Consider the following 12,979-nt stretch of genomic DNA (forward strand, 5'->3'; position numbering starts at 1 on the left):
TTCCCCGATAAAAAAATCTCAATTATTTGTTTTTCTGCTTTTCACGGTATTCGGTAGGAGTCATGCCAAAGCGTTGCTTGAAGCACTTGCTGAAGTAACGCGGATCGTTGATTCCCACCATATACGAAATCTGTGTCATGTTAAACTCTCCAGTCTCGATAAGCTGGGCAGCACGTTTCACACGCATTTCCTTGATAAATTCTATCGGAGCAAGTCCGGTCAATGATTTCAGCTTCTTGAAGAAGACTGAACGGCTCACAGCCATTTCATGCACCAGATCGTCTACAACAAGTTCTCCATTGTCGATATTCCGTTCCATAAAGTTTGTCAGCTGCTCCAGGAAACGACGGTCCTGCTGCGACATGACATCTACCTCTTCTTCCTCATTTTCCACTTTCGGAGGATTGATATCCATCAGGTGGTCGCAATAGAGCTGACGCAACTTCTGACGGCGTGCCAGCAAATTATCAACACGTGCTTCGAGGTAAGTGGCACTGAACGGTTTGGTGATATAACTGTCGGCCCCCAGTTCCAGACTCTGCAACTTGGTGTCCATATCGGTCTTTGCAGTAAGCAATACGATTGGAATATGGCTGGTAGTCAGTTCCTCCCTCAGCTCCTTCACCAGAGTTATTCCGTCCTTCTCGGGCATCATAATATCACTGATTATGATATCGGGCACATACTTAATGGCTTTCTCCAGTCCTTCCACTCCGTTGGCAGCTTCTATAATGCGGAAACGCTGGCTGAAAATACTCCGCAAGAAGAAGCGCAACTCCAGATTGTCTTCTATGAGCAGCATTGTCTTTGTTTCAGAAACCGATGCCTTGTCTGCCTCATCAGCAGCAGGAACAGCTTCCGGCTTATCCTCCGGTACAGCAACGGCAGGAGTTTCGACATCCACAGGCAAGGAATGCTTGGATGCTTCACCGATTATTTCCACGTTATCCGACAAGACAAATTCGGCATTCTCACCGTAATGGTCTTTTCCCTTCAGGAAGTCTACGCTAAAGCAACTGCCTTCTCCTTCCTTACTGTCTACATGTATGCTGGCATGGTGCATTTCCACCAGTTCTTTCACAAGCGAAAGTCCGATGCCAGAACTGTTCGGATTGAACAGGTTCTTATCGAGCAGGGTTTCAAAACGTACAAACAGTGAAGCCTTCTTATTTTCAGAAATACCTCTACCCTGATCCTGCACTCCTACGGTAACCGTATCTTCATTTTCAAGGATAAATACGGTAATGTTTTTTCCGGGCTGCGTATACTTGAATGCATTCGACAGCAAATTGAAGACTATTTTCTCTACCTTGTCAGCGTCTACCCACAACTTGAGCTTAGGCTGTTCGGTTTCGAAAATAAAATCAATCTTGTTCGATTCGGCTATGGATTCAAAATTCTCCATAATCTTATGTACAAACGCGACGATATCAATCTGTTCGATGCATAGTTTCATCTTGTGATTCTGTATCTTACGGAAATCCAGAATCTGATTGACAAGTCTCAGCATCCGATGTGTATTACGTTCTACCACCTGCAACTGTTCGCGTACGTCCTTACTTAAATCCGAACGTTTCAAGATATATTCCAGCGGCCCCTCTATCAAGGTAAGCGGTGTACGGAGTTCATGAGAGATATTGGTAAAGAAGCGGAGCTTCATGTCCGTTACCTGCTGTTCGACAGACACCTCATGTTTCAACCGGTAAATAACGAAAAGTGTATAGGCTCCAACCAGCAGAATCAGCATAAAGCCTAATGTGTAAATCACATAGGCATAAGGAGTCTCCCAAAACGAAGGCTTGACGGTTATCCGCAAGGCACGTTCGTTCTCCACCCAGATACCGGCTCCGTTGGTCGACTTCACACGAAAGACATAATTACCTTTCGGCAGGTTTGTATAAGTAGCCGTACGCTGTTTACCCACATAATTCCACTCCTTATCGAACCCGTCGAGCATATAGGCATACTTTACATTTTCCGGGAAACTCATATCCAGAGCAGCAAAAGAAAGCGTTACGGTGTTTTCCTTATGCGACAAATACAAATGCGACAAACTGTTCAAAGACTCAGGCAATACGGATTCCGGTCTGGGAACAACATCTTTATTGGCTATCTTCAAGCCCGACAATACAATGCCAGGCACATAGGAGTTTTTCCGTATCAGTTCGGGAGTAAAGCACAAAAGTCCTCTGTTTGTTCCGAACAGCAAGCGTCCGTCTTCGGCACGTATTGCCGTACTTTCTTCAAACGAAAGCTCCTCTCCTATCTCCTGCTTCAGATAATTATCGAAATGATGGTTGACAATATCCATCTTGCTCAGACCGCTTTCCGAACCAATCCATATATCTCCTTTCGTATCTTCGGCAAGTGAAGAAAGTACATCGGTAGGAAGTCCGTCTTTTGCCGAATACGAAGTAAACAGGCCGTTACCATTCTTATCAAGGCTCTTAAGCTCATTCAGTCCTCCACCGAAAGTAGCAAAAAACAGACGTCCGTCGTGTGTAAGCAAGATATCGTATATATCGTTGCAGCTCAACACTTCACGCTTATTAGGCATGCACACGAACAAATGAAAATCAATCGTATCGGGACGTTCGAACTTTTCACTGAAAGCCAGCAGTCCATTGGAAGTAGCTACCCACAGCATACCTTTTTTGTCGAGCAACATACGACGTGCCTTATAGCAACGTTCCATTGGATACGATTTCAGATTATTGCGCGAGTTTATAAAACGGACACTTCCATCACTCTCCTTTTCGATGTAATCGATACCTCCACCGAAAGTAACAACCCAGATACGACCGTAACTGTCTTCACACAAGTCGTACACATTGTTATGGCTCAGACTATAGATATCGTTGGCATCGTAAGTATAATGAAGCATCTTATATCCGCTTCCCTGCGGTATCAGCTGAACGATTCCGTTTCCTTTCGTAGCAATCCAGATATTTTTTTTCGAATCCTCTATTATCTTATAGGCAGATCCTCTGAAAGGAGTACCAGTAAGTGATATGCGTCCGTCGACTGTAAGATAACCCTGCAACTGGAAGTCAAGAGAATACACAGAAACTTTACTATTACGTGTACCTATCCACAACTGCTTACGGGAATCCTGACAAAGCGAACGTACCTGATTGGCATTGGTATCGTACTTACAGTTCTGCGGCTTAATCAACTGGAATTCGTTCTTGAAGAATGTAACCTTATCCAGTCCTTTGGAGTGAGTGCCCAGCCATAAATTGCCCTGATGGTCGAGCATCATAGCATGAAGTTTGTTTGAGAAGCGCCATGCATCTGTTCCCACTTCATTATAGAAAGGCTTCAGCTCATTATTTTCTCTGTCGAACCAAGACAGTCCTCCTCCTACCGGATGTACCCACAGATTGCCTTGCTTATCTTCGCAGACAGCAAACTTTGGAGCATCACCCGGTTCTTTTTCAACCGGAACCTGTTCCACCTTGAACACCTCCGTCGACGGATTAAAATGACAGACCGTACCAATCTTGTTTACTTCGAACCAGACCTCATTATGACTGTCGACATATATTGACCGTATCGGATGCTGAGAAAAATCAAATTCATTTTTCAGACCGTAATACTTCAGTGATTCGAGCGCTGCATCTCCCACAACGAAGCCCGACCGGCGGGTAGCCATAATGACCTTTCCTCCGGACAATTCCCGTATGCTTATCACATCGTCCTGCAAGTCCAAGCCTTTCAACTCGAATGTTTCATCCTTCAGCGAGTATTTCCATACCCGTCCTTTATTAGAGGTAAAATATACGTGTCCGTTAACGAATGCAGCCGAAAAAAAAGACTGGTTAGGCCGTCCGGATTCAGGATGCGTATTTACAAAAAAAGGAGTCTGCTTTCCATTATTACCTTCGATGCAAAGCAATCCATCTTTTGTAAGCAGCCACTCTCTGTTTTTCTTATCTAAAAAAACAGTCTTGATAGCAGTACCTTTTTCTTTTGAAGCAGTAGACAAATAAACTTTCGAAGCAAGTGTTCCGGTTTTCCTGTCAGGCACCACTCTGATACCTCCGTTTTTATCAGTAAGCAGCCATACAGTTCCATTATCCAACGGCAAGATAGAAGTTATAACCAAGTCTTTTTCAGCCCCATTTGCCGTAACTTCGGTAAACGCTTCCATCCGCTTATCGAAACGGAATGCCTTCCCATCGTAAGTAATGCACCATACATCTCCATACTTGTCGACCTGCAAATGGTCTACACGATTGGAACTCCATCGCATATCGTTTTCCTTACGGGCCTTATAAACCTTAAAGTCGTAGCCATTGAAGCGATTGATTCCATCCCACGTTGCAAACCATATCATACCGTCGTGATCCTGTACCATATCCATTACCGAATTCTCGGACAGACCATTCTCCTGAGAATAATGAGTAAACGTACAGTTCATTTGTGCCTGAGCTAAAGCACTGACGAACAAAAGCAAAAGGATATAAAAAAATTTTCTCATACTAAATTTCTGCTATTCGGACAAAAATAGGAAAAATTAAATGATTCCGCAAACATGAAAATCGGAGGGAATCTAAAATTGTTTAAAATATTTCCCTTACAGAGATTCACTAGCAACTCAACCGATACATCGAGTAGGAGGAAAACGAAGTAGTTTTCTTCCTACTTTCGTTTTCCGACCTCTCACACCACCGTACGTGCCGTTCGGCATACGGCGGTTCTTTACTATGGATGCCTTTCGTATTCTTCGAAAGACACTTCCACGACATCTTCTTCAACCATCCATTTGTAGGTCTGCGCTCCTTTATACCCTTCGGATTCCGTCCTATCTCTTTAAAGGTAGCCCAATACTTCTGTTTTGGTTTTATGCATTCGTTCCAACAAACGGTAGTTTTCAGTTATGCCGTTTAAATAAAGTTTGGTCCTTCCCTATAGGCATGCATGCCTTGGGTACTACGACCTCTGCTGACTTCTCACGGCAAGCTTTACTCCATCATGGTACTTCGAATCATTCATCCTCACCATATGTCCGTGAGACCTCCTCGGATAAGGGTATTAACTTTCAATCTTATGTCTGCTCCATTTACACTAACCGTCCCGAATAGCTATAGGGCTTTAGTTTGTTTCGCAACCTTACCCACGGTCATATGCCTTATATGAAGTTTCTGTTCGTCAGACCAGATGTTTGCCGCCAGCTTCTTTCAGATTCCAACTCGCGATGGACACCCTTGCTTTTGGCTGTATGATTCCCGCTATTAGGGCTCATTGGGGACTTGCACCCGTTAGCTAATACTCATGCCGAGCATACGAACAAAAAACGGAGTATCCGCCATTATGCGAATCTCCGTTTTCGAATATTATTTAAAACCGGCGATGGGGAGGACCACCAAATCCTCCATGACGTCCGCCAGGTCCGGGAGGCGCAAAGCCGGGACCTCCCTTACCAGCTCCCTTACCGCCGAACAGGTTCAGACGATAGATGAAGTGTACCATGCAATAGCTATAAATAGCATTATACTCAGTATCCTGACGCATAGCAGCCGTAATTACACGACTGATATTGCTCTGGTTTCTCAATATATCATAGAACTGAATACTTACGGTAGCAGCATTTCCCTTCAAAAAGTCCTGAGAAATCTGAGCGTTCCAAATTAGTTCATCGGTATTCATACTCGACTCGGCATATCCTCTGCGGGAGTTCTGCGACAAATCTGTAGAAATGGACATATTCCACGGCAAACGCACATTGGTGCTGGCTCCATAAGCAAACTGGTAAGTATCCAGATTGTTGCTTTCCTGATAACTGTTTCTCGAATGGGTATAATCGAGTGAGCCATTCAGAGAGAACTCCCACCAGTCATTACGGTACGTACCTCTTAAACGTTCACCCAGCGACAAGCGTTTGGTAATATTCTTGTCTGTATCAGAAACAAGATCCTTCTCGCTTATATAGCTCACCATATTCTGGTAATTTGCTCTGGTAAACGTATTGATGGTATATTTCTTGTTTCTCAAGGCAATGTTGGTTCCCACCATTCCGATCAGGTTCCAGTTTCCGTTAATATTTTCAGGAGTAGTAACATATCCACCGGTTTCCGAATCGTAGACTTTGCGGTCGCTTATATTGTTCATGATATTCTGGTAACGGAAAAATGAAAACATTCCCCGTTGTTTTTCCGTATTAAAGAAATTATATTCGGCACGCAATTCATTTGTAAATGTCGGCTTCAGTCCTGGATTACCGTTCTGAATATTAAGCGGGTCTGTATTATCGGAGATAGGCAGCAAATCTACCATGTTCGGCTGAGAAGCCTGTCCGCGATAACGCAAGCGCAACTGACTGGTTTTTGAGAATTTATAGCGGAAATCGAATGTCGGAGTAAAATTAAATACATTTCTGACAGTCGTTGTATCCAGATCACCTTTCTTATAAGAAAGATCCGACTTCTGAGGCTGGAAGCTGACTCCCGCATTCAAGCGCATCTTCTCACGTATCCAGCGGAAAGTAACATCCATCTGGTGATTATAATAATTATAGGCTGCACTCTTGCTCAAGTCGTTGTTGAGCACTCCCGGATTACTTTCATTCACTCCGTCACCAGTCGTCCAGTTGTCACCCATATCGAATGTAGAATTATCTGTGGTAGAGTGTTTATACTGGAAATTGTAGCTGAACTGCAAAAATCCCCCGGTAAAAATCGGCTCACTGTACGTCAGACGCGCACTATAATCGTAGCTCTTTGTAGGAGTTGTAATATAGCGGTTCAATATTTCCATACGTTCTTCCGGAGTTTTCTGGAAATACTCTGTTTCCGATGTAGAAAACTGTTCACTGCTGCTATTGGTGTAATTATATTTTCCACGGAATGTAATATTCCGGCCAAGCTTGCCTAATCTCCGGTTCACGAGCACCGAACCTCCTACAGTCAGGTCATCACCTTTTTTCAGTGTATTCTTCAGCACCGTATTGATAATATCTTCTTCGGAAACCAGCGAAGTCAAGTCGTCCGTACCGAAAAGTTCATCAGTTGTATATCCAGGATCCTGACTGAATGTATAAGAGTTCTGTCCGTTGGTATTGTCGGTCTTACCATAGCTGAAACGAGGACGGAATACAAAAGTAGTCATGGTATCCGGTTTCCACTCGATAAAGGCATCTGCCACCAGCTTGGTATTTTTATTGCGAGAATGGTCTAGCGCGTTTTTAAAAGAACTTCTTTCCGATGATACAAAAGTTTCGGATGCCTGTTTACTGACGATATCAGCATCCTTATAATTAAAGTTGACACTTCCTTCAGTCTTCAACTTTTCTGTTTCAGTGGCAAAGTTCACACCTGCCATTTTCACAGCAGTCAGACCGTTTCCTCCCTTACGGAATCCTCCACCTCCACCGGGAAAAGCATTGTCATTTACGTTATTGACCGAACCGATGGCAGTCAGCTGGTTCTTGTTGCGGAAATGATTGATCATCACCTTTCCGCTATAACGGTCTTTCGTACCGGCAGCCAGATCGGTATTACCAATCCATCCCTGATTCATTCCGGGCTTCACACTCAGGTCGAGCACGGTTTCCTCTTCTCCATCGTCCACACCAGTCATTCGTGCCATATCCGACTGTTTTTCATAGGCACGTATCTTATCGATGATATTAACCGGCAGGTTCTTCATGGCGATATTAGGATCATCGGCAAAAAACTCCTTGCCGTCGATCATAATTTTCTTTATTTTCTTTCCGTTGATCGTAATTTTACCGTCATCGTCAATTTCTGCTCCCGGCAATTTCTTAACCAGTTCTTCCAGTGCAGAACCCTCCGGAACACGATATGCAGAGCTATTGTATACCAATGTATCTTCGGCAGCAGTAACCTCTGGTGCCTGAGCTACAATGACAGCTCCTTCAAGCATAACTGCATCCGAGTGCAGGGAGATTGTTCCCAGATTAAGACGTGGTTTAGAACTCGTTAATGTAATAGGCTGAAAAGACGGCGAATATCCGACAAAGGAAACCTTCAACAGGTATTTACCCGGACGAGCTGACAACGAAAAGCGTCCGTCCAAATCAGTCACATTACCAGCTACCATCGAACTATCTTTCAACGCAAGAATCTGTACCGTAGCCTGCATCACCGGGGAGTTATCATCTCCATCGACAACTGTACCCGAAACTAAACCTTTGCTACCTCTGCTTTGTCCAAAAGCGTATATCCCACAAGATAACAGTAGCAGCCCCATAACCCAGTTTTTCATTATTCCGATCTAATCAAATGTTTTAACGCTGGTTTGACATCAAAACATTTTAAAGGTTTAATATTGCAACCTTTTTTAAAACTTATTTTTTTCTGAACGTTTTTTCTATACGATGCTTCTGATACAAAAACTCCCAACAAATCACACAGATAATCAGATAAACTATTCCGACAGAATTGTCGGCCACCTGCAAATCTTGGTTTACTGCTCCCTTTATCAGCATCACGATGTAATACACTCCCCAGATATATAAGGCATATTTCATAGCTTTACTGCGCAGACATGCCGTCTCTTCGGCCTCATCCTTTACTTTAGAGAGAAAAATCATGAACAGCGACAGCCAGACAACCAACTTAATCCCCAATTTTACATAAATCAGATTCCCGTCGTGTACCTGACCAAACATATACATCAACAAAGGCACAAAAACAGATAAAATAAGTAATGCGTATCCTGCTATTCTACAGGCAACCGGTAATATTCCTTTCATAAATCAATTTATTGGTAAATTCAGCACAAAAATAATTAATTGTCAACGTACACACATGTACTTTTTACTTTTTTTCTATTTTTGCAGGAAAAACAATAGATTTATGAGTAAACAAGAAGTTGTAATCTGCCATAACCTGGAAGAAAACCTGCAAAAGGCAGTCACCAGCAAAACATACGATAAATTATTTATTCTGACCGACGAGCATACGCGCACGTATTGCCTTCCGATTATCGAAAAATATCCGTTTCTTGCACAGGCAGAACATATTTGCATCGGAGTGGAAGATATTCATAAGAATCTGGAAACTCTTGCCTACGTATGGAGCCAGCTTAGCAACAAGGGAGGTACACGCCACTCACTGATGATCAATCTGGGCGGAGGTATGATAACCGACCTGGGTGGTTTTGCTGCTGCTACTTTCAAACGAGGTATCGACATGGTTAACATTCCTACTACATTACTGGCCATGGTAGATGCTTCTGTAGGAGGAAAGACAGGCATCAACTTCAATGGGTTGAAAAATGAGATTGGAGTCTTCGCACCAGCCAATTATGTTCTGATAGACTGTGAATTTCTTAAATCACTCGATTATCCCAATATCTTGTCGGGATATGCGGAAATGCTGAAGCACGGACTTATCAGCAACACGGAGCACTGGAGCGAGCTTATCAAATTCGATATAGAGCATGTAGACTACAAGCATCTGCAACAACTTGTAGCAGCTTCCATCGAGGTAAAAGAAAAAGTGGTAGAACAGGATCCTTTTGAGAAAAATATCCGCAAGGCCTTAAACTTCGGACATACCGTAGGTCATGCATTCGAAAGTTTTGCTCTGGAAACAGGCCATCCTGTATTGCATGGATATGCCGTAGCATGGGGAATGGTGTGCGAACTATATTATTCACATCTCAAGGTAGGTTTCCCAAAAGACAAGTTACGCCCTACCATACAGTTCATCAAGGAGCATTACGGGAAACTGGCATTCAGCTGTAAGGATTATGACCGTCTGTACGAGTTTATGAAACATGATAAGAAAAATTCCTCACTGGGCAATGTCAACTTCACCCTACTCGGTGAAATAGGTGATATCCATATCAACCAAAGTGCCACTCAAGATGAGGTATATGATATGTTCGACTTCTATTGCGAAACAATGGGCTAAAAGGCATTATTAAAGATATTACAGCGACAGCTTATTCTAAAAAAGCAGAAAAAGCATATGAAATAATTTGCTAATTTAAAATAAAGCCTTACCTTTGCATCCGCAATTCGGGGTGTAGCTCAGCCCGGTTAGAGTACGCGTCTGGGGGGCGTGTGGTCGCTGGTTCGAATCCAGTCACCCCGACTGGGAAAAAGCATTGATAATCTGATGATTGTCGATGCTTTTTTTGTTTTTTTGAAAGTGTCGCTTAGTAAAACAAATGGGTCAGTAGAAATTTCGTGGGGATTATTTTTTATACTCGTAAAGTATTGCTTACTTCGCATTATGAAAAACGATTATTTGAATATGCTAGCCAGCCTCGTGTTGCCGGCTCAGATATTAGATTACTTTCTTATCTCTGGAGTTGAACAAACCTCTCAAGAGATTCATATTAGTCTGGATGAAAAGATGAATTCCAAGTTAAGCAATGACGAACATTTTGAATCCAAAGGTTTTATGGAAGCTGTTAATGTGACAGACTTTCCCATACGGGACCATAAGGTAATCCTCAAGATCAGACGTCGTCGTTGGACGGACTTGCGCACAGGTAAAAGTTTCAGTATTCCCATCGACCTCGATGTTGTAGCCAAGGGAACCAGATACTCCAAAGAATTTGGGGCTTTTTTAAAAGAAACGTATGGAGACATCCCCAGTGACCTGCCGTACGCTTGAGGAATTCTATCATATAGATGGTCATACATTTGAAAAACAGTACAAGGAGGTTCTCAGCGGATATCGTAATTGGGAACAGTTATCCCATGCCGGTGAATGGATGCTGTTTCCGGAAAATATGGGACCGTATCTGGCGATTGACGAGACCTCACTCTCCAACGGTGAACTTTACACCTTTGTAACCAACCGTGATGCCTGTACGAGAGAGTGCTCCCTGGTAGCTGTCGTGGCAGGAACTAAATCAGAGGATGTAATAGCTGTACTGCAACGAATTGACGAAGAAATCCGTTATGCCGTTAAAGAAGTGACACTTGACCTTTCAGACTCCATGCGCAAGATTGTACGGACTGCATTTCCTGAAGCCAGCCGTGTGATAGACCGTTTTCACATTCAGAGATTAGCTTGTGATGCTGTGCAGGAATTACGCATCAAACACCGTTGGGATGCCATACAGCAGGCCAATGAGGAAATGGAAGAAGCTAAGCGGAAGAACGAAGATTATGTCCCATACCGATATTCCAATGGCGATACCCGTAGGGAATTACTTATACGCTCCCGGTATCTGCTTTTCAAGTCAGCTGATAAATGGACAGAAAAACAGAAGCAAAGGGCAGCAATCCTATTTGAGGAATACCCTGACATCAAAAAGGCATACGGTTTGTGCCATTCCCTGCGGATGATTTTCTCTAAGAACACCATAAAGGACGCTGCACGTCTGGCTATGGCACGATGGTATAATAAAGTAGAAGAAGCAGGGATGCATTCTTTTAATGTCATTGCTGCTACTTTCTATGAGCACTATGATGAAATACTGAATTTCTACAACCATCGTTCTTCAAATGCGATGGCAGAATCGTTCAATGCAAAAATTAAACTGTTCAGAGCAAATCTAAGAGGAGTAGCTGATAAGAAGTTCTTTTTATTCCGCATTGCGAAGCTATATGCGTATCCCCACTAAATTTCTACTGACCCAAACAAATTAGAACTATTTGACACTATGATTAACTCTTCGCGTAAACCACAACGTCAACCGTATTTGATAACTCCACATAAAACCTGAGTAATTCGCTGGCTAAATATAAATTGCTGATCTGAATAGAAAGAATTTAATTCAATCTTGCAGAATCAATTCCCCAATGCACAAAAAAATGGATTTAATAAATTCTGCTTAGAGAAATCTATTAAATCCATTTTTCGTGCGCCTGATAGGACTCGAACCTACACGCCTCACGGCACCAGATCCTAAGTCTGGCGCGGCTACCAATTACGCCACAGGCGCGAAGTAAAATATAACTTAAATCAGTATATATTTCCTTTTTGCGGTTGCAAAGATAGACTATATTTTTGAATTTGCAAAATATTAGAGCTAATTCTTTAATATTTTACATGCTGTTTCTATAATAGTATCTTTTCCTCGCTGCACATCTTCGCTTGTCATGTCTACTTTCACGTCCGGATCGATACCAAACTCCAGCTGATTCATTTCCGGATCGAACATCGGACTGGCAGAAAAGCGGATAGACCAGCCGTTAGGTATTTCAGAACTGAACGGCAACCCTGAGCCTCCTCCGGTCTTATCGCCTACGATTGTGACATTCGGAAACTGGTTCATGCTGTTGACAAAATCGTTTGTCGCACTATAAGAGCGCCGGTTGGTGAGCACTACTACCTTTTTCTGCCAGCGTATACCGTCGGACGGTTCTATGTAAACAGGCTTTGGTTCGGAAAGGTCACTGTGTCCGGGACCTGTCTTGTGACACATGTATCCCACAAGCATTTTCTCGTTTGTAAACCGTGCAGCCAACTTCTGTGCTGTCGTCAGGTTACCTCCTCCGTTATTCCTCACATCAATAATCAGCCCGTCGCAAATAGCAAGCTTGTTCAGAGTCTGGTCCAGATTACCATCGCCTATCCCATTGGAGAAACTGGAGCAATAAATATACCCGATGTTGTTCTCCAGAATGCCGTAAGTCAGTCCGGAAGAATTCGTATAGTCTTTTCCCAGGTAAATACTCTGAATACTGTCGCTGAAATTGCGCGGATAACTGTCGAACCATTCCCGATATTGTGACGTAGCAAGTGAACTGGAAAGATTCACATGGCCGTCGCGTAACTCGTTTACCATATCCGACAAGACCTCGAACAGGTTTTCCCAAGTCATATCCGACGTGATACGACGGGCATACCGTTCGTGCACTTCATTCCAGTCGAGTCCATACTCCTGGTTCTTATAGCCGAGAAAGCAATACTGTTCATCTATAATCTTCCACAGTGCCTCAAAGTTATCTTCAGGCGTATTGCCGGAAATATCTTCCCGTATACAGGAATTAAAAATCAGAAGTCCGGACAAAGCAATATATACAATACACGCAAATCGTTTCATA

8 protein-coding genes and 2 tRNA genes are annotated in these 12,979 nt (G+C 43.1%); 5 read left to right on the plus strand and 5 right to left on the minus strand.

Features of this window, described 5'->3' with window-relative positions; genetic code table 11:
- Positions 1 to 22 precede the first annotated feature (22 nt).
- On the minus strand, positions 23 to 4,483 hold the full coding sequence (locus tag ACDG22_RS00195) for a hybrid sensor histidine kinase/response regulator transcription factor (RefSeq protein ID WP_178269948.1): 4,461 nt from the start codon (positions 4,481 to 4,483) through the stop codon (positions 23 to 25).
- A 124-nt stretch (positions 4,484 to 4,607) separates the two neighbouring features.
- On the opposite strand from ACDG22_RS00195, the gene ACDG22_RS00200 reads away from it, so the two are divergent.
- A complete protein-coding gene (locus ACDG22_RS00200; protein ID WP_370858846.1) occupies positions 4,608 to 5,087 on the plus strand; it encodes a hypothetical protein in 480 nt (159 codons plus the stop codon).
- Between the two features lie 256 nt (positions 5,088 to 5,343).
- On the opposite strand, the gene ACDG22_RS00205 is transcribed toward ACDG22_RS00200, so the two are convergent.
- On the minus strand, positions 5,344 to 8,229 hold the full coding sequence (locus ACDG22_RS00205; protein ID WP_270231042.1) for a TonB-dependent receptor: 2,886 nt from the start codon (positions 8,227 to 8,229) through the stop codon (positions 5,344 to 5,346).
- An 82-nt stretch (positions 8,230 to 8,311) separates the two neighbouring features.
- Positions 8,312 to 8,719, minus strand: a complete 408-nt coding sequence (locus ACDG22_RS00210; protein ID WP_007570969.1) for a hypothetical protein — start codon at positions 8,717 to 8,719, stop codon at positions 8,312 to 8,314.
- Between the two features lie 103 nt (positions 8,720 to 8,822).
- Here ACDG22_RS00210 and aroB point away from each other — a divergent pair, with 103 nt between their 5' ends.
- The 4 genes from aroB to ACDG22_RS00230 all read left to right on the plus strand — a co-directional run bounded on the left by aroB (position 8,823) and on the right by ACDG22_RS00230 (position 11,553).
- Positions 8,823 to 9,884, plus strand: coding sequence for a 3-dehydroquinate synthase (gene aroB / locus ACDG22_RS00215; protein WP_270231044.1), 1,062 nt, complete (start codon positions 8,823 to 8,825; stop codon positions 9,882 to 9,884).
- Between the two features lie 108 nt (positions 9,885 to 9,992).
- Positions 9,993 to 10,067 (plus strand) — tRNA-Pro (locus ACDG22_RS00220).
- A gap of 141 nt (positions 10,068 to 10,208) precedes the next feature.
- Positions 10,209 to 10,595: an ISAon1 family transposase N-terminal region protein gene (locus tag ACDG22_RS00225; protein ID WP_007565224.1), complete on the plus strand. Its 387-nt coding sequence runs from the start codon at positions 10,209 to 10,211 to the stop codon at positions 10,593 to 10,595.
- Positions 10,561 to 11,553 carry an ISAon1 family transposase gene (locus ACDG22_RS00230; RefSeq protein WP_370858745.1) on the plus strand — a complete coding sequence of 331 codons (993 nt, stop codon included), beginning with the start codon at positions 10,561 to 10,563 and terminating at the stop codon, positions 11,551 to 11,553. The genes ACDG22_RS00225 and ACDG22_RS00230 overlap by 35 nt, the downstream gene beginning before the upstream one ends.
- Before the next feature lie 239 nt (positions 11,554 to 11,792).
- On the opposite strand, the gene ACDG22_RS00235 is transcribed toward ACDG22_RS00230, so the two are convergent.
- Both ACDG22_RS00235 and ACDG22_RS00240 read right to left on the minus strand, forming a co-directional pair.
- Positions 11,793 to 11,874, minus strand: a tRNA-Leu gene (locus ACDG22_RS00235).
- An 87-nt stretch (positions 11,875 to 11,961) separates the two neighbouring features.
- A complete protein-coding gene (locus tag ACDG22_RS00240; RefSeq protein ID WP_270230121.1) occupies positions 11,962 to 12,978 on the minus strand; it encodes a S41 family peptidase in 1,017 nt (338 codons plus the stop codon).
- Between the last annotated feature and the right edge of the window lies 1 nt (position 12,979).

It is taken from the genome of Phocaeicola coprocola (genome assembly GCF_041333015.1).
Lineage (GTDB): Bacteria > Bacteroidota > Bacteroidia > Bacteroidales > Bacteroidaceae > Phocaeicola > Phocaeicola coprocola.